Source organism: Hyphomonas sediminis (genome assembly GCF_019679475.1).
In the GTDB taxonomy this organism is placed as follows: domain Bacteria; phylum Pseudomonadota; class Alphaproteobacteria; order Caulobacterales; family Hyphomonadaceae; genus Hyphomonas; species Hyphomonas sediminis.
In genome coordinates, this window is record NZ_JAIEZP010000001.1 from 1,855,688 (window position 1) to 1,881,045 (window position 25,358).

25 protein-coding genes are annotated in these 25,358 nt (G+C 63.9%); 8 read left to right on the forward strand and 17 right to left on the reverse strand.

Annotated elements, in window-relative coordinates; genetic code table 11:
* The first annotated feature begins 74 nt into the window (after positions 1-74).
* On the forward strand, positions 75-1,049 hold the full coding sequence (locus tag K1X12_RS09365; RefSeq protein ID WP_220987336.1) for a GSU2403 family nucleotidyltransferase fold protein: 975 nt from the start codon (positions 75-77) through the stop codon (positions 1,047-1,049).
* Between the two features lie 6 nt (positions 1,050-1,055).
* Here K1X12_RS09365 and K1X12_RS09370 read toward each other — a convergent pair whose 3' ends face one another.
* Positions 1,056-1,439 (reverse strand): SET domain-containing protein, encoded by a 384-nt coding sequence (locus K1X12_RS09370; RefSeq protein ID WP_220987337.1) that lies wholly within the window; start codon positions 1,437-1,439, stop codon positions 1,056-1,058.
* 54 nt (positions 1,440-1,493) lie between these two features.
* Positions 1,494-1,943 (reverse strand): DUF6491 family protein, encoded by a 450-nt coding sequence (locus K1X12_RS09375; protein WP_220987338.1) that lies wholly within the window; start codon positions 1,941-1,943, stop codon positions 1,494-1,496.
* Between the two features lie 136 nt (positions 1,944-2,079).
* On the opposite strand from K1X12_RS09375, the gene gatA reads away from it, so the two are divergent.
* On the forward strand, positions 2,080-3,552 hold the full coding sequence (gene gatA, locus K1X12_RS09380) for an Asp-tRNA(Asn)/Glu-tRNA(Gln) amidotransferase subunit GatA (RefSeq protein WP_220987339.1): 1,473 nt from the start codon (positions 2,080-2,082) through the stop codon (positions 3,550-3,552).
* A gap of 59 nt (positions 3,553-3,611) precedes the next feature.
* The gene (locus K1X12_RS09385) at positions 3,612-4,142 is read left to right on the forward strand and encodes a hypothetical protein (protein WP_220987340.1); all 531 of its coding nucleotides are present in this window, start codon (positions 3,612-3,614) and stop codon (positions 4,140-4,142) included.
* On the opposite strand, the gene K1X12_RS09390 is transcribed toward K1X12_RS09385, so the two are convergent.
* A complete protein-coding gene (locus K1X12_RS09390; protein WP_220987341.1) occupies positions 4,111-4,515 on the reverse strand; it encodes a hypothetical protein in 405 nt (134 codons plus the stop codon). The two genes, K1X12_RS09385 and K1X12_RS09390, sit on opposite strands and share 32 nt — an antisense overlap.
* A gap of 180 nt (positions 4,516-4,695) precedes the next feature.
* Here K1X12_RS09390 and gatB point away from each other — a divergent pair, with 180 nt between their 5' ends.
* Entirely contained in the window at positions 4,696-6,204 is a 1,509-nt protein-coding gene (gatB, locus tag K1X12_RS09395; protein WP_220987342.1) for an Asp-tRNA(Asn)/Glu-tRNA(Gln) amidotransferase subunit GatB, read from the forward strand.
* Positions 6,205-6,414: 210 nt separating this feature from the next.
* Here the strand turns inward: gatB and K1X12_RS09400 are convergent, their stop codons facing one another.
* From K1X12_RS09400 to K1X12_RS09420, 5 genes are read right to left on the reverse strand one after another with little or no spacing between them, the layout of a single operon-like run.
* Positions 6,415-6,849 (reverse strand): HIT family protein, encoded by a 435-nt coding sequence (locus K1X12_RS09400; RefSeq protein WP_220987343.1) that lies wholly within the window; start codon positions 6,847-6,849, stop codon positions 6,415-6,417.
* 8 nt (positions 6,850-6,857) lie between these two features.
* Positions 6,858-8,018, reverse strand: coding sequence for a GNAT family N-acetyltransferase (locus K1X12_RS09405; RefSeq protein ID WP_220987344.1), 1,161 nt, complete (start codon positions 8,016-8,018; stop codon positions 6,858-6,860).
* Positions 8,019-8,029: 11 nt separating this feature from the next.
* Positions 8,030-8,764, reverse strand: coding sequence for a glycerophosphodiester phosphodiesterase family protein (locus K1X12_RS09410; RefSeq protein WP_220987345.1), 735 nt, complete (start codon positions 8,762-8,764; stop codon positions 8,030-8,032).
* Between the two features lie 8 nt (positions 8,765-8,772).
* Positions 8,773-9,234 carry a RidA family protein gene (locus tag K1X12_RS09415; RefSeq protein WP_220987346.1) on the reverse strand — a complete coding sequence of 154 codons (462 nt, stop codon included), beginning with the start codon at positions 9,232-9,234 and terminating at the stop codon, positions 8,773-8,775.
* A gap of 52 nt (positions 9,235-9,286) precedes the next feature.
* The gene (locus K1X12_RS09420; protein WP_220987347.1) at positions 9,287-10,561 is read right to left on the reverse strand and encodes a DNA polymerase IV; all 1,275 of its coding nucleotides are present in this window, start codon (positions 10,559-10,561) and stop codon (positions 9,287-9,289) included.
* A 138-nt stretch (positions 10,562-10,699) separates the two neighbouring features.
* Between K1X12_RS09420 and K1X12_RS09425 the strand changes: the two genes are divergently transcribed.
* The 3 genes from K1X12_RS09425 (at position 10,700) to K1X12_RS09435 (ending at position 13,746) form a co-directional block, all read left to right on the forward strand.
* Entirely contained in the window at positions 10,700-11,092 is a 393-nt protein-coding gene (locus K1X12_RS09425) for a response regulator (protein WP_220987348.1), read from the forward strand.
* Positions 11,089-12,456 (forward strand): PleD family two-component system response regulator, encoded by a 1,368-nt coding sequence (locus K1X12_RS09430; protein WP_220987349.1) that lies wholly within the window; start codon positions 11,089-11,091, stop codon positions 12,454-12,456. Before K1X12_RS09425 ends, K1X12_RS09430 begins: the two co-directional genes overlap by 4 nt.
* Before the next feature lie 63 nt (positions 12,457-12,519).
* Positions 12,520-13,746, forward strand: a complete 1,227-nt coding sequence (locus tag K1X12_RS09435; RefSeq protein WP_220987350.1) for an MFS transporter — start codon at positions 12,520-12,522, stop codon at positions 13,744-13,746.
* A gap of 248 nt (positions 13,747-13,994) precedes the next feature.
* Here the strand turns inward: K1X12_RS09435 and rpmG are convergent, their stop codons facing one another.
* The 9 genes from rpmG to K1X12_RS09480 all read right to left on the reverse strand — a co-directional run bounded on the left by rpmG (position 13,995) and on the right by K1X12_RS09480 (position 23,733).
* Positions 13,995-14,162: a 50S ribosomal protein L33 gene (gene rpmG, locus K1X12_RS09440; RefSeq protein ID WP_220987351.1), complete on the reverse strand. Its 168-nt coding sequence runs from the start codon at positions 14,160-14,162 to the stop codon at positions 13,995-13,997.
* Between the two features lie 84 nt (positions 14,163-14,246).
* The gene (locus tag K1X12_RS09445) at positions 14,247-14,972 is read right to left on the reverse strand and encodes an NUDIX hydrolase (protein WP_225907928.1); all 726 of its coding nucleotides are present in this window, start codon (positions 14,970-14,972) and stop codon (positions 14,247-14,249) included.
* Between the two features lie 127 nt (positions 14,973-15,099).
* Positions 15,100-17,418, reverse strand: coding sequence for a ribonuclease R (rnr, locus tag K1X12_RS09450; RefSeq protein WP_220987352.1), 2,319 nt, complete (start codon positions 17,416-17,418; stop codon positions 15,100-15,102).
* A 60-nt stretch (positions 17,419-17,478) separates the two neighbouring features.
* Positions 17,479-17,847 (reverse strand): hypothetical protein, encoded by a 369-nt coding sequence (locus K1X12_RS09455; protein ID WP_220987353.1) that lies wholly within the window; start codon positions 17,845-17,847, stop codon positions 17,479-17,481.
* A 64-nt stretch (positions 17,848-17,911) separates the two neighbouring features.
* Positions 17,912-18,247: a hypothetical protein gene (locus K1X12_RS09460; protein ID WP_220987354.1), complete on the reverse strand. Its 336-nt coding sequence runs from the start codon at positions 18,245-18,247 to the stop codon at positions 17,912-17,914.
* A gap of 158 nt (positions 18,248-18,405) precedes the next feature.
* Positions 18,406-18,708 carry a GIY-YIG nuclease family protein gene (locus K1X12_RS09465; protein WP_220987355.1) on the reverse strand — a complete coding sequence of 101 codons (303 nt, stop codon included), beginning with the start codon at positions 18,706-18,708 and terminating at the stop codon, positions 18,406-18,408.
* A 100-nt stretch (positions 18,709-18,808) separates the two neighbouring features.
* A complete protein-coding gene (topA, locus tag K1X12_RS09470) occupies positions 18,809-21,400 on the reverse strand; it encodes a type I DNA topoisomerase (protein ID WP_220987356.1) in 2,592 nt (863 codons plus the stop codon).
* Between the two features lie 69 nt (positions 21,401-21,469).
* Positions 21,470-22,591 (reverse strand): LPS export ABC transporter permease LptG, encoded by a 1,122-nt coding sequence (gene lptG, locus K1X12_RS09475; RefSeq protein WP_220987357.1) that lies wholly within the window; start codon positions 22,589-22,591, stop codon positions 21,470-21,472.
* Positions 22,591-23,733, reverse strand: coding sequence for an LptF/LptG family permease (locus K1X12_RS09480; protein WP_220987358.1), 1,143 nt, complete (start codon positions 23,731-23,733; stop codon positions 22,591-22,593). The genes lptG and K1X12_RS09480 overlap by 1 nt, the downstream gene beginning before the upstream one ends.
* A 105-nt stretch (positions 23,734-23,838) precedes the next feature.
* Between K1X12_RS09480 and K1X12_RS09485 the strand changes: the two genes are divergently transcribed.
* The gene (locus K1X12_RS09485; protein ID WP_220987359.1) at positions 23,839-25,317 is read left to right on the forward strand and encodes a leucyl aminopeptidase; all 1,479 of its coding nucleotides are present in this window, start codon (positions 23,839-23,841) and stop codon (positions 25,315-25,317) included.
* The last annotated feature ends 41 nt before the right edge of the window (positions 25,318-25,358 follow it).

Below are 25,358 nucleotides of genomic sequence, written 5' to 3' on the forward strand. Positions count from 1 at the left end.
TTGTTGATTTTTAAGCATTTATCCCATATATTCAAAAATTGAGAAAACATGGGATAAATCGTGTGGCGGCAGTCATGCCTTTCTCTGATGAACAACTTCGCACGCTCATCAACCTGCGTCAGCGTTATGACGTCTGGATGGAAGCGGAGCGCCAGCTGGCGCAGCTGCCTTATGACCTGAGGCGCAAGATCGTTGATGGCAAGACCTATCTCTATGAAATCTTTGACCATCGGGGCAACGGCAAGAGCCTGGGCCGTATGAACGACGCGCTGGAAGCGCAGTTCAATACCTACCGGGATGCCAAGCTTGCCGCGCAGGCCCAGCGGGACGGATCCCTCCCGGTCGTGACGGAGAGCGCGCGCCTTTATCGGGCGTTGCGCTTGCCAATGCTGTCGAGCGGGGCTGGCGCGATCCTGCAGGAATGCGACCGGCGAACGCTGCTGGGCGATCATCTTCTCGTTGTCGGTACCAACGCTCTGGCCGCGTATGCGATCGAGGCTGCCGGGTTTCTCACCGGCGCCCCGGACGAGACTGAAGACTTTGACCTGGCCTGGTCCGCAACGGAAGGTCATGAGGGTGAGGCGCTCGTGTGGAGCATGCTCAAGGCGGTTGATCCTACATTTACGGTGAATACGGAGCGTACCTTTCAGGCGCGCAACGCCAAGGCCTATGAGGTGGAGATTCTTGTGGCCCCGTCCCGTGTGGGCACGATGGGCCGAAATGATCGACCCAAGCCGGTTCCGTTGCCGGAGCAGGAATGGCTGCTGCTGGGACGGCCTGTCGACCAGGTGGCCGTTTGCCGGGATGGAACGCCTGTCAGGATTGTTGCGCCTGATCCGAGATGGTTCGCGCTGCAGAAATTGTGGATGTCGGACAAGGCGACGCGAGATCCGCTGAAGCGTCCCAAGGACAGAAAGCAGGGCGTTGCCTTGCTCAGGGCGGTCGCTGAAGCCATGCCGCAATATCCGATGGATGCCGGATTTGAGGCGGGGGTCCCGGACGAACTCAGGCCTTACTATGAGGGCTGGTGTTCCGGCCGGCTGACCTAGGCGGGCTCAGATCGCCTCGTCGGCAAAGTCTTCGTAGTCGATCAGGATTTCGGCGCCCTCTTGCAGGGCGATGCGCGTGGTCAGGGTGACGGTTTCTGCTGCGGCGTCAACGATGAAGTCCGAATTGGCGTCGCGGCTGTGATTGCACATCGAGATGTTGCCGAAGGCGACGGCGGCGCGGATGGCACCGTCCGCGCGTTCGTCGACATAGAAAACGTAGTGGTAGAGGCGCGTGGCCTTCAGGTGCTCGGTATCCTCATGGCTGAGGATGAGCAGCGGATAGACCCCGATGAGGGTGCCTGCGGGAATGTCAGTAGAGGCAAACAGTCCGCGTCCATGAAGGGGCGAGGTTTTGACCTCGACGCGCGCGCCCCCGGATGATGTGATCATGAGCGGGGTGTCTAGCACGCCCGGTGGCGGCTGCCAGCCGGGCGCGCGGGAAAATTATTCGGCGGGTGCGTCAGCGGGTGCGTCGGCGGACTCTTCAGCCTTTGTCGCGTTCTTGTCCCATTTGCGGATCTCCTTGATCTGGCAACGCTGCGGGCCGAGGCCGACATCGCCGCCCATCAGGGAGGTGCTGACGATCAGGGCGTCGCCCCTGGACAGGCAGCTGGTGGCAGAATCGATGCCGATGCTCATGGCATCGTCGAGGTTCGGGCAGCTGCCGAAGACTTCGACCATGTATTCCTTCTTGCCGTCGCGCAGGACGACCGTTTTCTTCTCGTTCATGCTGAAGCCGTCAATCGAGGAGGTAAAGCAGGCATTGTTGACCACCTCGCCGAGGCGCGGATCGCCCTCATAAGCGGCAAAGCCTTCGGGCTTGCGCTCGGCTGGCGTGGACTGGCAGGCCGCCAGCAGGGCGGTGGCGAGAACAAGGGCGGCGGGGCGCAGCATGGAACACTCCTGAAGCTGGATAGAAGCAGGCGTTATCTGTGCACCCGGCCTGCAACCGCAGCAAGCGGCCTCACGGACACTTGAACTTTTGGGCGTTGGGGCATAGCAGGCAGGGTTCATTTCCATGGAATTTCCGATGACCGACCTGACCGAGCTGACCCTTGCCGCCGCGCTGGATGGACTGAAATCGAAGCAGTTTTCCTCGGTGGAGATCACCGATGCGTTCCTGTCGGCCATGGAGAAGGCCCGCATCCTCAACGCCTATGTGGTCGAGACGCCTGAAAAGGCCCGTGAAATGGCCAAGGCATCGGACGCCCGCATCGCCAAGGGCGAAGGTGGCCGCCTCGAAGGCGCCCCGCTGGGCATCAAGGATCTTTACTGCACCAAGGGCGTCCGCACGACGGCCTGTTCCAACATCCTTGGCGAGTTCACGCCGACCTATGAATCGACCGTCACGCAGAACCTGTGGGACGAAGGCGCCGTCATGCTGGGCAAGCTCAACATGGACGAATTCGCCATGGGCTCGTCCAACGAGACCTCGCGCTTTGGCCCGCCGATCAACCCCTGGCGCCGTCAGGGCGACAATGCAGGGCTGACGCCGGGCGGCTCCTCTGGCGGCTCGGCTGCGGCCGTTTCCGGCAATCTGTGCCTGGCTGCGACAGCCTCCGACACCGGCGGCTCGATCCGCCAGCCGGCCTCCTTTACCGGCACCGTTGGCATCAAGCCGACCTATGGCCGGGCCAGCCGCTACGGCATGGTGGCGTTTGCCTCCTCGCTCGACCAGGCAGGCCCGATCGCCAAGACGGTGGACGACAGCGCCCTCCTGTTGGAGATCATGTGCAGCCATGACCCGAAAGATTCTACCTCGCTGAACATCGAGACGCCGGACTGGCGCGCCGATGTGCGCAAGGGCGTCAAAGGCATGAAGATCGGGATTCCGAAGGAGTATCGTATCGAGGGCCTTTCCGACGAGATTGACGCGCTGTGGCAGCAGGGCATCAAATGGCTGAAGGAAGCGGGCGCTGAGATCGTCGATATTTCCCTGCCGCACACGAAATACGCGCTGCCGGCCTATTACATCGTGGCCCCGGCGGAAGCCTCGTCCAACCTCGCCCGCTATGACGGCATGCGTTATGGCGCGCGCGTTGACGGCGCAAACCTGACGGGCACCTATGAAGGCACGCGCGCCAGCGGCTTCGGCAAGGAAGTGCAGCGCCGCCTGATGATCGGTACCTATGTGCTCTCCTCAGGCTATTACGACGCCTATTACCTCCGGGCACAGAAGGTCCGCACGCGCATCTTGCAGGATTTCGTGGACGCCTTCGAGACGTGCGACGCGATCCTTACCCCGGCGTGCCCGTCACCTGCCTTTGCGTTCGGCGAGAAGTCCGGCGACCCGATCGAGATGTATCTCAACGATGTGTTCACGGTGACGGCAAACCTTGCCGGCCTGCCGGGCATTGCGGTGCCTGCTGGCCTCTCGGCCAATGGCCTGCCGCTGGGCCTGCAGGTGATCGGCAAGGCGCTGGACGAGAGCGCGTGTTTCCGCGTCGGCGGCACGCTGGAAGAAGCCGCCGGCTTCGTGGCCAAGCCCGATCGCTGGTGGTAAGCGCCCTCCTGCAGCTTGGTTCATAGCCAAGGGCTGCAGGGGGTGTTAAATTCCCGGCCATGATGAGGTTTCTTATTGTTTTCGCCGTCACGCTGACTTGCGCGCTGACGCTCATGGCAGGCTTGCTGGCCCAGAATGGCTACAGCCTGTTTGCCCCGGAAATGCTGTCGATGGTGGGCGTCTGCTTTGCCGTGGCGCTTTACGTGGCCTGGCGCATCACCACCGTGCTGCGCCGCCGCGACGAACGCCGGGAAGACGCAGGCGCCGGCCTGGGCGACAAGAAACCCTCGGCAGCCTTCGGCCTCGGCTCGCTGGTGGGCGGCAAGAGCCGCGCGCAGATCGAGCGGGAAGCCCGTTTCGCCGCCAAGAAGCGCCAGCTGATCGCCGCCGGGAAGATCGCTCCTGAAGAGGGCGACCTGCCGCCGCCAGCCGAGCAGGCAGTTGAAACCGTGCCTGCAGACGAGCCTAAAGCCGAAGCCCCCAAGCTGGATGACGCGCCGACACGCGTCGCCGCCACCGCCACCATGCGGGAGAAGATGGCCGCGCGGGCCGAGCGTGTCAGGCGGGCGCGGGAAGAGGGGAAGATCTAGGCGGGCGCTTCGGCGCGGCGCTCACGGCTGGCGTGATGGGGGCTTTCGTGCCCCCGCCGGGCCGGTCGTCATCATCCTCGCCGGATTTTTCGTGGGCCTCGGGCGCGTCGTCCACTGTGCGGTCTGTGATCCGCGAGAGATAAAGCCCTGCGCCGATGAGGCCGCCAATCGGGCCAAACTGCAGCAACATGGCCGCAACGAACAGGAACGGCACCTCGATCCGCAGGCCCGCCAGCATCAGGAAGATGCCGCCCACCAGCACGCAGCCCAGCGCCAGCCCGCAGGCAAAGCCCGCCACCAGATATTTCAGGAACCCCCGCGCAATGGGGCGCTCTTCGTCCCGCGCGCCATCAAGGATCATCTTGAACAGCATGGATCTGCCTTCCCCGTTCCGGATGCGCCAGTTTTGCCCGATCCTGCCTGAAAGAGAAGCCCGAATCGTCGCCCGGGCCACCGGCGCTCCTGCGATGAAAGGGCGGCTCGACACGGGGCAGTTCCGGGGGCTAAAAGGGCCGGATTCCACTGCCCTTACTGATTGTTGACCGAGAGACTGATGACCGAGCGCACCCCCTACCGCATCAAAGGCGAAACCGGCGACTGGGAAGTCGTCATGGGGCTCGAGATCCACGCCCAGGTTTCCTCCAATGCGAAGCTGTTTTCCGGCGCCTCGACGACCTTCGGCGCGGACCCGAACTGCAACGTCTCGCTGGTCGATGCGGCGATGCCGGGCATGCTGCCGGTGATCAACAAATTCTGCGTCGAGCAGGCGATCCGCACCGGGCTTGGCCTCAAGGCCCAGATCAACACCTGGAGCCGCTTCGACCGGAAGAACTATTTCTATCCCGACCTTCCGCAGGGCTACCAGATCAGCCAGTTCGCGCACCCCATCGTGGGCGAAGGCGAGATCGAAGTTGATGTCGAAGTGCCGGGCAAGGAAGATTACAGCTTCCCCTGCCGCATCGAGCGGCTGCACCTGGAGCAGGACGCCGGCAAGTCGATCCACGACATGGACCCGAACTCCACCTATGTGGACCTCAACCGCTCGGGCGTCGCGCTGATGGAGATCGTCTCCAAGCCGGACGTGCGCTCGCCGGCGGAAGCGGCTGCCTATGTGAAGAAGCTGCGCGCGATTGTCATCGCGCTGGGCACCTGCGACGGCGACATGGAAAAGGGCAACCTGCGCGCCGACGTGAACGTCTCCGTGTGCAAGCCGGGCCAGTATGAGAAGTTCCGCGAGACGGGCGATTTCAGCCATCTGGGCACACGCTGCGAGCTGAAGAACATGAACTCCTATCGCTTCATCCAGCAGGCGATCGAGTATGAAGCCCGTCGCCAGATCGAGATCATCGAGGCCGGTGGCAAGGTCGATCAGGAAACCCGCCTGTTCGATGCCGTGAAAGGCGAAACCCGCTCGATGCGCTCCAAGGAAGACGCGCACGACTATCGCTATTTTCCGGACCCGGATCTTCTGCCGCTGGAATTCGAGCAGGCCTGGATCGAGGAAATCCGCGCCTCGCTGCCGGAGCTGCCCGACCAGAAGCGCGCGCGTTTCGAGAAGGATTACGGGCTGTCGCGCTATGATGCGGGCGTGCTGACTTCCGACTTCGAGAAGGCTGAATATTTCGAGGTCGTGGCCAAGGGCCGCGACGCGAAACTTGCCGCCAACTGGGTGACGCAGGAGCTGTTCGGCTATCTCAACAAGGAAGGCCTGGAGCTGGCCCAGAGCCCGGTTTCAGCCGAAGCGCTCGGCGGCCTGATCGCGCTCATCTCGGACGATACGATCAGTGGCAAGATCGCCAAGGATGTCTTTGCCCGGATGATTGCGGGCGAGGGCGAGGCGGCGGCCATCGTCGAGAAGCACGGCCTGAAACAGGTGACCGATACCGGCGCGATTGAGAAGGTTGTCGACGAGATCATCGCGGCAAACCCCGATCAGGTCGCCAAGGTGAAAGACAAGCCGCAGACGCTCGGCTGGTTCGTCGGCCAGGTGATGAAAGCCTCGGGCGGCAAGGCCAACCCGAAAGCCGTCAACGACATCCTGAAGGCGAAGCTGGGGATTTGATCCCCGGCTTTCTTGCCGTCCACTTATCTACGCGAAAGCTCAGAGGCCCTCGTCATCCCGGTTTTGCGCACCGCGCAAAGACCGGGACCCAGGATCAGGCGCAGGATCGCTTGGCGCTGGGTCCCGGACAAATGCTGCGCATTTTCCGGGAAGACGTGAAACAGCGCCGGCGCTAAAAAACTTGGCCTCAGTAAATGGCTGAAGCCCGCCTCAGATTGCCGCGCGGATCTTTTCGGCAAGCGGCGCCAGCTCTTCCGGCTTGGCCATCGTGCCCGCGCCGTGGCGGCCCATTTCCTTGCCTTCCCATATCGGCAGGATGTGGAAGTGAAGGTGGTAGACCGTCTGGCCGGCCGCCGCGCCATTGAACTGCATGACGCGCAGCCCGTCCGGCTTCAGGCCCCATTCCACGGCTTTGGCCACGCGCTGAACGCGCAGCATGTAGCTGCCCAGAAAGTCTGCCGGCATGTCGAGGAAGTTGCGGGACTGGACGCCCTTCGGGATGACCAGCGTATGCCCTTCGGTCTGCGGGAACACGTCCATGAAGGCGAGGGCAACATCATCCTCGAAAACTTTGACGCTCGGCATGTCGCCGCGCAGGATTTTGGCAAAGATATTGTCGGGATCGTAGGCGGCGTGAAGGGTCATGCAGGTTTCTATTCTTTTTTGAATGGAGTGCGATCTCGCAAGAAGTCCATGTCTTCGTCAACCGCCGCGCGTTCGCGTTCCAGATAATCGGCGACCGCATCGCGGAAACCGGGATGGGCGATCCAGTGGGCCGAGCGGGTGAGGACGGGGCCATAGCCGCGGGCGAGCTTGTGGCCGCCCTGCGCGCCGGCTTCGACGATCTTCAGGCCGTGGGCGATGGCGTAGTCGATGGCCTGATAATAGCAGGTCTCGAAATGCAGCATCGGCCGGGCGTCCAGCGTGCCCCAATAGCGGCCATAGAGCGTGTCCGATCCGATCAGGTTCATCGCCCCGGCAATCGGCTTTCCGTCCTCGCAGGCGAAGATGAAGAGCAGGTCCTTGGCCATCCGTTCCCGGAGGATCGAGAAGGTTTTCCGGGTGAGGTAGGGGGAGCCCCATTTCCGGTTGCCGGTGTCCATGTAGAACTCGAAGAAGGTGTCGAGATGCGCCTCGGTGATCTCCTCGCCCTGGATGTGCTGGAAGGTAAGCCCCGCCTGCGCTTTGGCGCGTTCCTTGCGCAAATTCTTGCGCTTTTCGGAGGAGAGCGAGGCGAGGAAATCATCGAATGATCCGTAGCCGTCGTTCTGCCAGTGGAATTGCTGGTCGGTGCGGATCAGCAGGCCGGCAGCCTCCAGGAAGGGCGCTTCGGCCTCGTCGATGAAGTTGATGTGGAGGGACGAAACGCCCGTCTGCTCGGCCAGCTGCAGCGCGCCGTCGAGCAGGGCGGCGTGGTAGGCGTGCTCGTCCGGCCCAGGCGAAACGAGCAGGCGCCGCCCGGTGACCGGCGTGAAGGGCACTGCGCTGAGCAGCTTGGGATAATACTCCCCGCCCGCGCGCTGCCAGGCTTCTGCCCAGCTCTGGTCGAACACGAACTCGCCGCGCGAATGGTATTTGAACCATATCGGCATCGCCGCGCGCAGGCGGCCATTGGCGTCGCGCACCAGCACATGCGCCCCGCGCCAGCCCGTGCGGGGCGTGGCCGCGCCAGAGCTTTCCATCGCTTCGAGGAATTCCCAGGTCAGGAAGGGGTCGTATCGCGCGCCGGGCGGATTGGCGACTGCGTTCCACTCGGCAGGGGCAATCCCTGCGAGGGCGGAAACAGAGCTGATCTGGGGAAGGGCTTCGTCCATCGCCCTTGAATTTAAGGCGCGATGGCGGCGAGCGCCAGCGCCGGGCTGAACTGTTCGAAAATCACCGCCGGGCCGTAGGGTTTCAGGGCAGCAAGGTCTGCCTCCGTGCGCACGGTCCAGACCACGAACGGCACGTTCCGGCCCTCGACCGCGGCGGCGGCCCGTTCGGCGTCGGTATAGTGCACGGCCAGATAGTCGATCCCGTCGTCGAGCGCGCGGCTGGCCACCCCATCGAAATAATCGGCGCTGAACTGGGATACCGGCGCGATCAGCTGCCCGCGCATCAGGCCTTTGGGCAGCGCGCGCACAGCGGCTTCGGCAAAGCTCATGGCGGCGGCAAGGCCCGGCCAGTCCATCAGGCGCGCGCCGACTTTCGCGGCAAAAGCGGAGGGGGATGTCTCCCCGTCTATCTTCATCTCTGCCAGCAGGGGCAGGTCCTGTGGCCAGAGGGAGAGCAGGTCTTCAAAGCTCGGCACCGGTTCGCCCGTGCCCGCCAGCCGGTGTGCCTTCAGGGCGCTGGCTGGCTGGTCGGCAAAGTGGCCCTCGGTGCCAGTCATCCGTCCAAGGACGGCATCGTGAAACACCATGATCTCGTCATCTGCCGAAGGGCGCAGGTCGAACTCGATGCCGAGGCCGGCATCCGCCGCTGCCCGGAAGCCGCCGAGAGAATTCTCCGGCAGTCCGTCCTTCGTCCACAGCCCGCGATGGGCGTAGGCAAAGTCTTTCAGGGCAAAGCGGCGGGCCATCAGGTGCCTCAGGCGATTTCGAAGATCGCGTCGACTTCGACAGCAACGCCGAGCGGCAGGGTCGGGCAGGCAACCGCCGAGCGGGCATGGGCGCCGACTTCCGGGCCGAACACCTCTACCATCAGGTCCGAGCAGCCGTTGACCACTTGCGGGATGTCGATGAAGGACGGGGCCGCGTTGACGAAGCCGCCGAGCTTCACGACGCGCTTGATGCGGGAAAGGTCGCCCACGGCGGCCTTGGCCTGGGCGATCAGGTTGATGCCGCAGATGCGAGCGGCCTGCTGGCCGGCGGAGAGTTCCATATTCTCGCCGAGGCGGCCCAGGATGCGGCCTTCGGCAGTTGCCGAGACCTGGCCGGAGACGAACAGCATGTTGCCGGTGATGACGAAGGGCACATAGGTAGCCACTGGCTTCATCGGGGTGGGCAGTTCAATGCCAAGGGCGTCAAGGCGGGCTTCGGGTGTGGACATGGGAGGCTCCTGAAATGTTTCGCGCCTGTCCTAACGCGGGGTGCATGGCCTGTCAGCCCTTCGGCTTCTTCACGTTTTTCGCCGCCCGCCCGGTCATCACGGCGCCGGTGCCGAATTTGGCGCGGGCCTTGTCGGAGGCGCGCTCGGCGGCGGCGCGTTTGGCGACCTTCGGGTCGATCAGATCGACTGCGTCCGCCCGCCAGTCCGACAGGTCCGACAGGCCAACACCGATCAGCCGGTATTTAATCCGCCCCGTCACTTCCTTCGCCAGCAGGGGCCGCGCCGTGCGGAACACTTCCTGCGCCAGCTGGGTCGGCTCGGGCAGGGAAAGGCGGCGCGTCAGGGGGTGAAAGTCCGCCGTCTTCAGCTTCAGCGTTACCACCCGGCCGGAAACGCCCTCGGCCTTTGCCCGGTCCGCCGTCTTCACGCTGAGGCGCCAGAGATGGTCTTCCAGGATGGCCAGGTCGGCGGTGTCTTCAAAGAAGGTCGTTTCGCTGGAGATCGACTTGCGCTCGTCATGCGGGCTCACCGGGCGATTGTCGCGGCCATGGGCGCAGCGTTTCAGCCAGTCGCCGGTCTCGCCATACTTGCGGATCAGGGCTTTCAGGTCCGCGCGCTGGATGTCCTCCACCGTGTGGAAGCCGTCGCGCTGTAGCGACTCGGCGAATTTCGGGCCGACGCCATGCAGGAAGTTCACCGGATGGGGCGCCAGGAAGGCCTCTGCTTCCTCCGGCGCGATCACGGCAAAACCGCGCGGCTTGTCCAGCTCGCTGGCCGTCTTGGCGAGGAATTTGTTGGCCGACAGGCCGACCGATATCGTCACCCCAACTTCACGCTCCACCTTCCGGGCCAGCCGGGCGAGGCTGGCGGCGGGGGAAACCCCGTGCAGGCGCTCGGTGCCGGTCAGGTCCAGATAGGCTTCATCGATGGAGACCTGCTGCACCAGCGGCGTCAGCTCGTCCATCAGGCCCCGAATCGCCTTGGCGGCGGCGTGGTATTTCCGGAAATCGGGTGGCAGCACCACCGCGTCGGGGCAGAGTTTCAGTGCCTTGAACATGGGCATGGCCGAGCGCACGCCATAAAGCCGGGCCTGGTAACAACAGGTCGTCACCACGCCCCGCTGCCCGCCGCCAACGATCAGGGGCTTCTCCCGAAGGGCCGGATTGTCCCGTTTTTCAACAGATGCGTAGAAGGCATCGCAGTCCACATGCGCAATCGACACCCGGAGCAGGGCCTCATGGGTCATGATCCTGCGGCTGCGGCAGGCCGGGCAAGCCGTGAGCACGGCCTCGCTCTGGTGCTGGCAATCGCGGCAAAGACTCGACATGATACGCATGTTCCTGCCATGTTCCGGGGCTTGCCGCAAACAAGTCATTCCGCAGGCGTAAAGGCGCGTTAAGGATTTGCAGTATAGCTGAAGCTGGCGCACCCGCGCCCCAGCGAATCGTCAGTAAATCGGACTTAGATGGTCAAGAAGCGATCCGGAAAGGTGCTTGTGGTTGAGGACAATGAACTCAACATGCGCCTCTTTTGCGACCTGTTGGGCGCATACGGCTACACGACCTTCCAGTGCCGTGACGGCGCAAAGGCGATCGAAATCGCCCGGCAGGAGCTGCCGGATCTGATTATCATGGACATCCAGCTGCCGGAAGTGTCGGGCCTCGACATCACCCGCTGGCTGAAGGACGACAAGAAGGTCGCCCATATTCCCGTGCTTGCGGTCACCGCGTTTGCCATGCGCGCCGACGAGCAGCGCGTACGCGAGGCAGGCTGTGAGGGCTATCTCTCCAAGCCGATCCAGATTTCGTCTTTCATCCGCGCGGTTGAAGCGCTGATGCCCAAGGAACCGGCGGTATGACTGCCCGTATCCTGATTGTTGATGACATCGAAGCCAACCGCCGCCTGCTGCAGGCCAAGCTGGAAGCACAATACCACACCGTGTTGCTGGCCGAGAACGGCCCGCAGGCGCTGGAAATGGCGAGCCGCGAGCTGCCGGAGATCATCCTGCTGGACGTGATGATGCCCGGCATGGACGGCTATGAAGTCTGCACACGGCTGAAAGCCGATCCGGCCACCTCCTACATTCCTGTCGTGATGGTCACCGCGCTCAGCGAGATGGAAGACCGCGTGAAGGGCCTCGATGCCGGCGCGGAAGACTTCCTCACCAAGCCGGTGGACGACTTCCTGCTCAATTCCCGCATCACCGCCCTGATGCGCTATAACACCGTAGCGGCCGAGCTGCGCCAGCGCGAAGCGAGCGGCCTGCGCTCCGGCGCGATGGAAGAAGCCAGCCGCGAAGAGATCGACCGGCCCGCGCGCGTGTTCATCGTGGATGATGATCCGCGCTCGTCCACGCGCCTTGCCAGTATGCTGCGTGCCCAGGGCCACAAGGCCACCACGTTGCTGGAAGCCGGCAATATGGGCGACCTCGCCGCAGAGCGCGTCGATGTCGTCATCGTCTCGCTGTTCTGCCGCAGTTTCGATCCGCTGAAGCTCTGCGCGCATTTCAAGGTGAACCCGGTCACCCGGTCCATCTCCGTGATCGTGGTCTGCGATCCGCATGACAAGGCCAAGGCCCTGCGCGCGCTGGAAATCGGCGCCAGTGATACGATTACCGTGCCGCTCGACAAGCAGGAGCTCGCCGCCCGCATCCGCACGCAAACGCGCCGTACACGGTATATCGACATCCTGCGTCAGCGCGTGGACCGCGGCCTTGAGCTCTCTGTCATCGACCAGCTCACCGGCCTGCACAACCGCCGCTATATGAATGGCCAGCTTGAGCAGCTGATGCAGCGCTCTGTGCGCGGCGGCAAGCCGCTGTCGCTGATGATGACCGACATCGACCATTTCAAATCGGTCAACGACACGCATGGCCACCAGGCCGGCGATGATGTGCTGCGCGAGATTGCCAAACGCCTGCGCGCCAACGTTCGGCCTACGGATATTGTCTGCCGCACGGGCGGGGAAGAATTTGTCGTCGTGATGCCCGATACGCCGGGCGATCTTGCCTGCGCGGCGGCTGAACGTATCCGCAAGTCCGTTGCTGCCGAGGAGTTCCCGGTTCTGGGCGGCTCGCGCAATCTGCGCATCACGGTCAGCGCCGGCGTCTCGACGCTGCAGGGCGCAACCGACACGATCGACGAGCTGCTCCACCGGGCAGACACCGCGCTCTACCAGGCCAAGACCGGCGGGCGGAACCGCGTCGAGAGCATCGCCGCCTGATTGACTTTGCGGCATGGGAGGCCCAGAGCGGCTGATCAGCCGTGAGGGAGCCAGTCCGCGCTCATGTCAGACCGTTTCGAAGCGTTCCGGTATTCGTCCTACACCCGGTATTTCATTTCCCGCTTCTTCACGTCTTTTTCCACACAGGTGCTTTCGGTCGCCATTGGCTGGCAGATCTATGACGAGACGCGCGACCCCATCTGGCTGGGCTGGATCGGCCTCGTTCAATTCCTGCCGGCGCTTGGCCTTGTCGTCATTACCGGAAACGTAGCAGACCGGGTGGGCCGTCGCCTGGTGATGGCCAGCGCGATGGTGCTGATGATGGCGTGTGCCGGCGCCATCCTCTACCTGGCATTGACCCACCAGTTCGAGCCGGTTCTGGTGTTGAGTGTGCTTACCGTCTTCGGTGTTGCGCGGGCCTTCTATGGGCCTGCCTCATCCAGCCTTGTGGCCAATCTTGTGCCGAAGGAAGCGTTTCCCAATGCCGTCGGCTGGATGTCGTCTTCATGGCAGCTGGCTTCGATTGCCGGCCCGGTGGCGGGCGGTTTGCTGGCAGGCATCTCGGCGCCCTTTGCGTATGGCACGGCGATGAGCCTGCTGAGCGTAGGCGCGGTGTTGATCTTCACCCTTCCCAAGCCTGCCCAGATGATCGAGCGCGTGCCCACGACGTTCTCAAGCCTTCTGGGGGGCTTCAGTTATATCTGGAAGGAGAAGATCGTGCTCGGCGCGATCACGCTCGACCTGTTCGCGGTGTTGCTGGGCGGGGCGGTGGCGCTGTTGCCGGTTTATGCGCGGGACATTCTCGACGTGGGCGAGGCAGGGCTGGGGCTGCTTCGGGCGGCGCCGGGCGTGGGGGCGATCATTGCGATTGTGCTGATCACGGCGTTTCCCATCCGCGATTATGCGGGCTGGATACTTCTGGTCTGTGTCGCTCTGTTTGGCATCGCAACGGCGGTATTCGGGGCTTCCACGCTGGCCTGGCTGTCGATTCTGGCGCTGATGCTCGTGGGCGCGTTCGACATGGTGTCCGTCTATATCCGCGATATTCTGGTGCAGATCTGGACGCCCGATCAGGTCCGGGGCCGGGTAAATGCCGTCAATTCCATCTTTGTTGGCGCCTCGAACGAGCTGGGTGAGGCCCGCGCCGGCTTCATGGCGGCTGCGCTCGGCCCGGTATTTACCGTGGTGGCGGGGGGAATCGCGGCGGCGGGCATCGCTGGCCTGTCAGCCTTCCTGTTCCCCAAGCTGCGGGACGCGCGAAAGCTGCATGAAGGCCGCCCGGAGCGGTAGAGAATAATCTCAACGCAAACTTCTGCCGAGGGTCTGCGCCCGCCTCTTTATTTCGTCATCCCGGTTTTGCAGCGAAGCTGCGAAGACCGGGAACCAGCGGCGGCAGGGGGCTACGGGGCATTCTGGTTCCCGGACACCGGCTGCGCCGGTTTCGGGATGACGGCGCCAACGGTCCTGCCGCCAGAACACAACAAAAAACCCGCGCCGAAAGCGCGGGTTCTTGAAAAAGTTCCAAAAGGAACAAGACCTTACTTGATCTTGCCTTCTTTGAACTCGACGTGCTTTTTCGCGACCGGGTCATACTTCCGCTTGACCATTTTCTCGGTCATCGTGCGCGGGTTCTTCTTCGTCACGTAGAAAAAGCCGGTATCAGCCGTCGAATTGAGGCGGATCTTGATGGTTGCGGGTTTGGCCATGGCGCGGCCCTTCTGAGTCAGGGTTGAATCCGGAAAACGCGCTTAATGACGAGGGTTCCGGGGGAAGTCAAGCGGGCTTGGCGGTCAAAGCCGGTCTGTCTGGTGTCCGGTCCGGGTCCAGCGCAGGAAAGGCGGCTGGTGGTCCTCCTGTGGTTTGGCCAGCCGCTCGCCAATCTCGCCCAGCATGAACCGGGTAACCGAGGGCAGGTCCAGCTTCATGGCGTCAGCCAGCGTCACCCATTGCAGGTCAGACAGCTCCGCCCCGTCCACCGGGGGCCGCTCGTCGATCAGGGCTTCCTCGGCCTCGGCCATGAAGAAGCGCGCATCGAAGCGGCGCGGACGGTAGGGCGGGGTCACAGCCCGGCCAATGAAGGTCAGCGGCGCCAGGTCCGGCGCAATGTCCATAGTGTGGAAGTCTTCCCAGCCCACCGGGCAGGTGTTGGGCATTTCGGCAGAGCGGCCCATGATCAGGCCGGTTTCCTCGAACAACTCGCGGATCGCCGTCAGCGCCATCGAGCGCGGCAGGCGGCGCGAATGCAGCCGCAGCTTGGCATCGACCTCGGGGCGCAGTTCTTCCCAGGCAATGGCGCGCCCATCATGCGGGTCCACGCGGCCACCGGGGAACACATACTTGTCCGGCATGAAGGCGCTGCCACCGGCGCGCTTGCCCATCAGCACCCGCGGCTGGGTCTGGTCACGCCGCACGAGGATCAGCGTCGCGGCATCCTTAGGCCGCAGGCTGGGTTTCCCCTTGATGATGACGTCGCCGTCTTCTTCCTTATCGAACGCAGATTTGAGCATACCAGACATGGGATGACCTTAAAGGCGAATACCGCCCTCTGAAAACAGTGACGCAGGGTTAGGCTGCGGGCCTCATCCTCCCCTGCGAAGCGGGTGAGGTGCCCCGAAGGGGCGGAGGGGGAATCTCAGCGCCAGACTATCGCCGCTTGCCTTTTCCCTTGCTGCCTTTGGGCAGGGTGCGCTTGTCGAATTTGGGTTTGCCACGGCGGGGCGGGCCGCCGCCACCGCCACCCCGGCTGCCACCCCCGCCACCACTCCGCCCGCGCGGGGCGCCGCGTTCGCGGGTGATCGCCTGGCGCGCGGCCTTGCGGTTTGCCGGGGCCGGCAGGGGATCGGAAATCATCTCCAGCAACAGCCCGCCCTGCAGCGGCGTCACTTCCAGAAGCCGCACACGGACGATTTGCCCGATGGAGAATGTCTTGCCAGATCCGCGCGCATAGACGGCCACAGCCGCCTCGTCATGGATCCAGTATTCATCCGAGAGGGAAGAAATCGGCACGAAGCCATCGGCCCCGCTGCCGGCCAGCGACACGAACAGGCCTGCCGGCGTCACGCCCGTGATGCGCCCGTCGAATTCTGCGCCCACCCGGTCTGCCAGGAAGATCGCCAGATACCGGTCGGTCGCGTCGCGCTCTGCCGCCATCGAGCGGCGCTCGGTGGTGGATATGTGTTCGGCGATCTCTTCCAGCCGCGCGGCGGAGCGTTCCGACAGCCCATCGGGGCCAAAGTCATGCGCGCGGATCAGCGCGCGGTGCACGATCAGGTCGGCATAGCGGCGGATGGGCGAGGTGAAGTGGGCATATTTCGGCAGGTTCAGGCCAAAGTGGCCAAGGTTTTCTTCCGAATAGATCGCCTGCGCCTGCGTGCGCAGAACCATCTGGGAGATCATGCCCTCATAATCCCCGCCTCGGATTTCGCTGAGCAGCCGGTTGAACTTGTGCGTCTGCGGACGTTCCCCGATATTCCATTTCATGTCGAGCGTCTGCAGGAAGTCTGCAAACGCGGCGACCTTCGCGTCCGTCGGCGTGTCGTGCACGCGGTACATAACCGGGCTGTTCTTCTGTTCCAGCGTCTCGGCAGCCGCCACGTTCGCCTGGATCATGAACTCTTCGATCAGCCGGTGCGCGTCCAGGCGCACCTTGGTCACGATGCCGTCGATCTCGCCTTCGGGCGTGAACATGATGCGCCGCTCGGGCATGTCGAGGTCCAGCGGGCTGCGCAGGTCACGCGCCTTGGAAACGGCCGCATACGCGCCCCAGAGCGGCTTCAGCACCGTTTCCAGAAGCTCTGCCGCCTTGCCTTCAGGATGGCCGTCGATCGCGGTCTGCGCCTCTTCATAGGAGAGCTTGGCCGCCGAGCGCATGGTGGCGCGCAGGAAGCGGTGGCGCTTCTTGTGGCCATCCTTCGAGAAGATCATCTCCACCGCCAGGCAGGGCCGGTCTTCCCCCTCGCGCAGCGAGCACGCATCCGCCGACAACTCGAACGGCAGCATCGGCACCACACGGTCCGGGAAGTAGGTGGAGTTACCGCGCTTTTCCGCCTCACGGTCCAGCGCGGAGCCTTCGGTCACATAAGCGGCCACGTCAGCAATTGCGACGATGACGCGCCAGCCGCCATCTTCCATCGCCTCGGCCCAGACGGCGTCGTCATGGTCGCGTGCGTCATGCGGGTCGATGGTGATGAGCGGGGTTTCGCGCAGGTCCGTGCGCGGAACATCGGCCGGCTCGTTCGCCTGCGCTTCCTTCAGGGCGGCTTCAGGGAAGTCCACCGGAATGTCATGCGCATAGATGGCAATCAGGCTGGCCGAGCGCGGATCGGAAAGCTGCCCGATCACTTCCTTGATGACGCCCAGCGGCGGCCCATACTGGCGCTTGCCCTGTGGTTTGGGTTCCACCACCACAAGGTCGCCATCCTTGGCGCCCTTGGCGTCGGCTTCCTGCACCAGGAATTCGCGCCGCTCCTTGCGGCTCGCCGGGATCACGCGCCCGCCGCGCGGCCCGCGTTCATACAGGCCCACTGTGCGGTCGGTAATGCGCTTTTCCAGCACGGTGATGGCATAGGCGCGCCATTCGCCATTCTTGCTCTGGGAAATCTTGCACACTGCCCGGTCGCCCTTGGCCGGGGCGCGGGCGCGGGTCTTGCCCGAAGGGCCGCCGTAAATCAGCTCCGGCCCGAACAGGCCGCTATCGCCCACGCACTGGCCGATCAGGTCGCCGTCTTTCGTGAGGCGGGTAAACTCGACGAGGCCGGAAGGCGGCGGGCGGTCAGCCTGCGCAAAGCTGCGCTTGCCGGTCCGCTCCAGCTTGCCTTCCTCCTCCAGCTCCTTGAGCACTTCGCGCAGGGTCGCGCGCTCGCGGCCTTTCACTTTCAGGCCCCGGGCAATGTCGGCTTTGGTGGTGGCGCCTGGATTTTCTTTCAGAAAATCAAGGACTGTCTGTCTATCAGGAAAACTCATGAGGCCGCATATAGTGCAATTCGGGCGCAATTGCGCGGGCTTTTATGCGGAGAGGCGCCCTCAGCGGACGAGTTGCACCAGAATTGCCGTCGCCCCGCCCTCGGTATTGGTCGTCAGGCGCACCAGCCGGGCCGAAATGAACACGCACTGGCCAGCGGCCACCACGGTCTCGATCGTGTCGGCCTCGTCAAAGTTCGGGTCCCCGGCGAGGATCACCGCGTTCACCGCGCCGCCGCCGCCATGGCACACCTGCAGCACCGGCGTGGAGAGAATCTGTGCGCCCTCCGGCAGCGGCTGGCTCACCAGCACGGGCACCACTTCCTTGCCCTTCGCCGTCACACGGATCGGCGGGGGCACATCGGCGAGGGCACCCGCCAGCGGCAGGGCCAGCAGGGCGGCAAGCGTTGCCAGAAGGATTTTCCGGATCATGACGGTTTTCGTCCCCACGACTCATATCGGCTGGAGGTTGCCGCGCCCCGCGCCGGTGTCAATCTCAACGCAGCAGCGTGACTGAGGCGCGAATGGCGCCGTCGCCCTTCCACACCGCAATGTCGATCTGGCCGCCCGCAAAGAAGCTGCATTTGCCAGGGGCCAGCAGCTGCGACCGGTCGCCGATATGTACGCTGAGGATTTCCGGCGCCGGGCTGGTCGCCGCGCGGAGATAACAGATGCGCAGCACCGGCAATCTGCCCGCCTCAGCCATTCTCGGCGCCGCCAGAAACACGGTCTCCCGCTCCAGCCCCGAAACGAGCACCTCCAGTTCATACGGGCTCCCCGCCGCCGGCGCCCCCATCAACGCAATGGCAGAAAACAGCGCGGGCAAGGACATGGCCAAAAACCTCCAGTCAGCGTCCTCCGCATACGCGCAGGCCGCAGCTGAAGGGAGGGTGAATGGTTATCCTTATGGAGAGTGCTGTGTTTGAGCAAACGTCAGGAGATGGGCCCTCAGATGGCCTGCGGCCATCGAGGGTGACGAAGGAGGAGGGTTCAGCCCGTAATCTCGAACCAAAGGTCTTTCCAGTCCGGGTTCTGATTTTCGATCGCGTTGAGCTTGTTCTGGCGGCGATAGGCCTTGATGGATTTCTCACGGCGGATGGCGGCAGAAATCTCTTCGTGGACTTCATACCAGACGAGGCGCGTGCAGCCCCATTTCTTTGAGAAGCCTTCAAACAAGCCTTCGCGATGTTGCCAGATGCGCTGAACGAGGTTTGACGTTACGCCGGTATAGAGCGTTCCGTTCTTCCGGTTGGCCGTGATGTAAACCGCGACGATCCTGTCCTCATTCGCCATGCCCGCCCCCTTTCGTCACCCTCGACCGGCGCAGCCGGTCTGAGGGCCCATCTCCTGAGCGCGCCGCAATCGCAACAGCTCAGGTTTTCCCGAGGGAAGGCTACTCCTCCGCGGCCTTCTTCTTCGCCGCAGCTTTCTTCGGCGCGGCCTTCTTCGCAGCAGGTTTCTTCGCGGCGGCTTTCTTGGCCGGGGCTTTCTTCTTCGCGCTGCCGCCCTTGGCATTCACCAGTTCGATCGCCTGTTCCAGCGTCACCACGTCCGGCGTCACGTCCTTGGGCAGGGTGGCGTTGACCTTGCCCCATTTGACGTAAGGCCCGTAGCGGCCCTCGAATACTTCAATCGCGCCGCCATCGGGGTGATCGCCCAGCGATTTGAGCGCAGCGGCCCCGCCACGCGCGGCGCCGCGCGCCTTCTTGTCGGCGATCAGGGTCACGGCATGGTTGAGGCCGATGGTGAACACGTCCTGCGGGTCTTTGAGGTTCGCATAGGTCTTGCCATGCTGAACATAAGGCCCGAAGCGGCCGAAATTGGCGAGGATCATCTCGCCGTCTTCCGGGTGCGGACCAACTTCGCGCGGCAGCATCAGCAGCTCGACGGCGCGCTCCAGCGTGAAGCTGTCCAGCTTTTCCTTGTCGGCCTTGGTGAGGGAGGCCCGCTTGGGCTTCTCGCCATTGGCCATTTCCACATAGGGACCAAACCGGCCCGTCTTGAGGAAGATCGTTTCGCCGGTGTCCGGGTGCACGCCCAGCTCATTGCCATCCGGGTTGATCGCAGCCGCTTCTCCGCCATCGGAGGAAAACTGGCGCGTGTATTTGCACTCAGGGTGGCGCGAGCAGCCGACAAAGGCCCCGAACTTGCCGAGCTTCATCGAAAGCTCGCCCTCTTTGCAGAGCGGGCAGAGGCGCGGGTTCTCGATCGGATTGCCATCAGCATCCTGGCGCGGGAACACATAGGCGCCCAGCGCCTCGTTCAGCGCGTCGAGCACGGCGGAAACGCGCAATTCCTTGGTGCCATCGATGTCGGCGGCAAACTGCTGCCAGAACTCGCGCAGGAAAGCTTTCCAGTCGAGCTTGCCGTCAGAGATCACGTCCAGCTTTTCTTCGAGGCCCGCCGTGAAGTCATACTCCACATAGCGGCTGAAGAAGTTCTCGAGGAACGCGGTCACGAGCCGGCCCTTGTCCTCGGGGATCAGCGCCTTGCCCTCGATGCGCACATAGCCGCGGTCTTCCAGCGTGGAGAGCGTGGAGGCATAGGTCGACGGGCGCCCGATGCCGAGCTCTTCCAGCCGCTTGACCAGCGATGCCTCGGTATAGCGCGGCGGCGGCGTGGTGAAGCTCTGGGTGGCGTCCGCTTTCAGAAGGTCGGCATGCTGACCTTCGGCCATCTTCGGCAGGCGGCCTTCGGCGTCGTCGTCATCGTCGCCCGCGTCATGGCCTTCGGTGTAGAGCTTGATGTAGCCATCAAACACCAGCACCTGGCCCGTCGCGCGCAGCATGGCGCGCTTGTCCCTGGAGGCAAGGTCGATGGTCGTGCGCTCGAACAGCGCGGTTTCCATCTGCGAAGCCACCGCTCGGCGCCACACCAGCGTGTAGAGCTTCTTCAGGTCGCCATCGCCGTGATAGTCTTCCGGGCGCAGGTTGAAGTCGGTCGGGCGGATCGCCTCGTGGGCTTCCTGCGCGTTCTTCGCCTTGGAGGAATAGCGGCGCGTGTTTTCCGGCAGGTAGCGCGCGCCATAGTTCGACTGGATCATGGCGCGGGCTGCCGCATAGGCTTCCTCGGCCATGTTCACGCCGTCGGTCCGCATATAGGTGATGCGGCCTTCCTCATAGAGCTTCTGGGCGGCCTGCATGGTGCGCTTGGCCGAGAAGCCGAGCTTGCGGCTGGCTTCCTGCTGCAGCGTCGAGGTGATGAACGGCGGGGGCGGGTTGCGCTTGACCGGCTTGGCCTCGACCGAGGCGACCGAATAGCCACCCGCCTTGACGATCTCCAGCGCGCGGTCAGCGTCGCCCTTGTTGCCGAGGGTGAACTTCTTCAGCACGTCGCCGTCGAGCGAATAGAGTCGCGCTTCGAAGTGCGAGCCGTCGGGCGCGCGCATTTCGGCGGCGATGTTCCAGTATTCCTGCGGACGGAAGCTCTCGATCTCGTTCTCGCGGTCGCACACGATGCGCAGCGCCACGGACTGCACCCGGCCTGCCGAGCGCGAGCCCGGCAGCTTGCGCCACAGGACGGGGGAAAGGTTGAAACCCACCAGATAGTCCAGCGCCCGGCGGGCGAGGTAGGCATCCACCAGCTCCACGTCGATGCCGCGCGGATGCTCCATGGCCTGCGTCACGGCATTCTTGGTGATGGCGTTGAACACCACGCGCTCGACGGCGAGGTCTTTCTTGAGCGCCCGGCGCTTTTTCAGCGCCTCGATCAGGTGCCAGCTGATGGCCTCACCCTCGCGATCAGGGTCGGTCGCCAGGATCAGCGTGTCGGCGTCCTTGAGGGCGCTGGCGATGTCGGAAATGCGCTTGGCCGACTTTGAATCGGCCTCCCAGACCATTTCGAAGTCGTTATCTGGGTCAACAGAGCCGTTTTTCGAGGGCAGATCCCGGATATGCCCGTAGGAAGCGAGGACTTTATAGTCCTTGCCGAGGTACTTGTTGATCGTTTTTGCCTTCGCGGGCGACTCGACGACGACAAGTTTCATGGGGGCTCCACCTATTCAAGGGCGGCAGAAATGGTCTGTGAGGGGTCGCTATGTCAAGGCCGGGCTGGATCAGCCGTCTTCCCGGTAGGCGATGAAGGCCAGGCTGACGAACAGCACGAACAGGGGCGGCGCCCAGGCGGCCACCAGCGCCGGCGCGGCCCCGGTGGCCCCCAGGCTGGAGGAAAATTGCGTGAAGAAATAAAGCCCAATGGCCGCCATGACCCCCGTGGCCAGCAGGCGCGAGGTGCCGCCCAGGCGTTGCAGCCGCAGGCAGGCGAGGGCCCCGATAAGAGCCATTGCGGTAAATAGCACCGGGGTCGCCGTCAGGCTGAACCAGCGCATCGTAAAGCGCGAAGTGTCCAGTCCGGCGGCCTTCGTCTCGCTGATGAAGCGCGGCAGCTGCCAGAAACCGACCGTATTGGGCGAGGCGAACTCGTCCAGCAGGCGCACCGCGTCCAGCGAGGTCGGCAGCGCCAGCGTCGCCCGCCGCTCGGGCAGCTGGTTGGGCACGTTCTCCACGAGGTCTTCCAGCTGCCAGAAGCCGTCATTCAGGACGGCCCGTTCCGCGTCGATCCGGCGCACGAACGCAAAATCATTGGTCGGCTGGCGCCCGTTATAGAGGCGCTGCTCCTCGATGATCTTCACACCCAGCAGGGTCCGCCCGCCATCCTCCACGCGGTTGGCGTGGATCACATACTGGCTGGCATCATCGCCCTGGCGCAGCCAGATGCCGGTATCGGCCACTGCCACCGTGCCCCGGCCAATGTTCAGCAGGCGCGCCCGCTCGGCTTCGAAAGACTGTGTCAGCCGCGTCGCGAACGGGTTCAGCAGCATCGCAGAGAACAGGCCCAGCACCACGCCCAGCACGATCACCGGCGTCAGGAACCGCCAGGCCGACAGCCCGCTCGCCCGGATGATCGACAGCTCGGAGCGCCGGTTGAGCCGGGTAAAGGCCAGCATCGTCGCCGCCAGCAGGGCAAAGGGCAGGGTCTGCTCCACAATCATCGGCAGCTTCATTGCCGACAGGCGCAGCGCGTCCAGCAGCGTGATCTCCACATCCCCGCCCACCGTGCGCAGCTGCTCCACCACGTCGATCATCACGATCGCCAGCAGCAGGATGCCCAGCACGAGCACCAGCCCGGAGAGGCATTCGCGCAGGATATAGCGCTGGATGCTGGAAAACAGGGGCATCAGGCGCGTGCTCCGGGAACGAAGTCCGGTGGCGGCGGGGCCTCGCGCTGTTTCCGGCCGATGCGCGCCCCGCGCCCGAAATAGATCCAGCTCAGCGCCGCAATCGTCGCGATTGGCGCGACCCACATGGCGATGTTCAGCGCCGGGTCGTCTGCGGCAGCCGATTGTAGTCCCAGATGCACCACCAGCACGAGGATCGCCCCGCCCGTGGCAATGCCGATCCGCCTGCCATAGCCCTGCCGGCTGAAATCTCCGCCCAGCACGGCAAAGATCGCCAGCAGCGCCATCACGATGTTCAGCATCGGCGAGGTCAGGCGCGCATTGGCTTCTGCCAGGAAGCTGTCGGCTTCCTTGGCCTCGAAATAGTTCTTCCGGTCCACGAATATCAGCTCATGCAGGAACTTGTCGGATGCCTTCAGCACCAGCTCGGAATCTTCCTTCATGAAGTCCGTCAGGTCGAACATGTATTGGTCGAACTCCAGCACCGAGAGCTGCTGGTTGGCGTCCAGCTGCTGGCTCAGCGCATCGCGCAGCAGCAGGGTTGGGTTTCCGTCCACCGTCACCAGCGCCGCCGAGCGCGCCAGGATCTCGGTCGGGTGTTCTTGGTCGGTCATGTCGGAGATCAGCACCCCGCGCAGCTCTCCGCCCACCTGGTCGCGGGCATAGAAGGTCAGCCGCTCGCCATTGGAGGTGAATTGCCCGGCCCGGAACAGCGCCGCGGCAAGGTCGGCCCGGGCATCGGCCACCGCTTCGCGCATTGCCCGCTGGGACATCGGCTGCCCCCACAGGTTCACTGCCAGGTGGGCCAGCATGCAAATCACCGCCAGCCGCATCACCGGAGAGGCGACCTGCCAGCGGGTCATGCCGGCGGCCTGCGCCACCACGATCTCGGAATCCTTGTGGATGCGGTTCAGCGACCAGACGCCCGCCACAAACAGCGCCAGCGGCAGCAGCAGGGCGATCACCTGGGGCGAGCCCAGCATCACGATGTAGAAATATGTCAGCGCCGACTGCCGGTTTTCAAGAATCACGTCGGTCCGGGAAAGGCCCTGCGCCAGCAGGGCAACCATCACCAGACTGCCGACAATAATCAGGACAGCCTGAAGTATCTGCCTGAAAAGATGCAACTGGATCTTGGTCATTGAACGACGGCGGTACTCTAGCGTCCAGAAATCGAACCGGAATTGGCAGCAATTCTCTAGCTAACGAGTTGCGCTTGGCGCGTCGATGCTTAGTTTCCGCTGCAAATGGAGTTTCCACACATGAAAATCACTTTCGCAGAATCCGCCAAGGCCGATATCGCCGCATTCATCGCTGATGAGGGCGCAGGCCTGCCGGCAGGCGCAGAAGCGCTGGATAAAGCCTGCGGCGGCCTCCTTTCCGAGGCCCTCGAAGGCGGCCGTTTCGACGGCAAGGTCGGTCAGCAAGTCTCGGTTGTGCTGCCCAAGGGCTCGGACGCGCGCCGCGCGGTGATTCTCGGCGGCGGTAAGCCGAAGAAGCGCGACACCCGCGCCATGGAGAATATCGGCGCCCATTTCATGAAGGCGTTTGCCGCCTCGGGCTTCAAGTCGGCCTCCATCACCGCCCATTCGGCTGAGGAAGCGGCCCGCGTCGCCGCCGGCGCCAAGCTCGCCGCTTACCGCTTCGACACCTATTTCACCAAGCTCAAGGCCGAACAGAAGCCCAGCCTTTCGGGGCTCACCCTTGTCTGTGACGACGCCAAGGCCGCCAAGGCTGCCTTCGTCCCGCTCGATGCCGCCACCGACGGCACTTACCTGGCGCGTGATCTCGTCAACATGCCGCCCAACGATCTCCACCCGGAAAGCTTTGCCGAGAAGATCAAGGAACTCTCCGCCCTCGGCGTTGAGGTCGAAGTCCTTGGCGAGAAGCAGATGGCCAAGCTCGGCATGGGCGCGCTGCTCGGCGTCGGCCAGGGCTCGGTGCGGGAAAGCCAGCTCGGCATCATGCGCTGGAATGGCGGCAAGGCGGGGGAAGATCCGGTCGTCCTCGTCGGCAAGGGTGTCTGCTTCGACACCGGCGGCATCTCGCTGAAGCCCGGCCCCGGTATGGAAGAAATGCGCGGCGACATGGGCGGCGCAGCGGCCGTCACCGGAACCATCCGCGCGCTCGCTCAGCGCAAGGCGAAGGTCAATGTCGTCGGCCTCATCGGCCTGGTCGAGAACATGCCCGACGGCAACGCCCAGCGTCCCGGCGATATCGTGAAGTCGGCTTCTGGCCAGACCATCGAGATCCAGAATACGGACGCTGAAGGCCGCCTTGTCCTGTGTGACGTGCTTTGGTACGCGCAGGAGAACTTCAAGCCAAAAGCGATCGTCGACCTTGCGACCCTTACCGGCGCGATCGTCATCTCGCTCGGCCATCACCATGCCGGCCTCTTCACCAACTCTGACGATCTCGCCGACGAGTTGACCAAGGCCGGCCTCGCTGAAGGCGAGCGCGTGTGGCGCCTGCCGATGGGCTCTGAGTACGACTCCCTGATCAAGTCGAAATTCGCAGACATGCGTAATATCGGCGGCCGCGCAGCCGGCTCGATCACGGCGGCCCAGTTCCTCAAGCGCTTCGTCAAGGACGGCGTGCGCTGGGCACACATCGACATCGCCGGCACGGCCTGGGTTGAGGGTGAGAAATCCCCGACCGATCCGGGGTGGGCCTCCGGCTACGGCCCGCGCCTCCTCGATCGCTGGATCGCGGACAACTACGAGTAACCCCGGAAGTTCCGGGAGCCCGCTTCATCCTTCGACTTCGC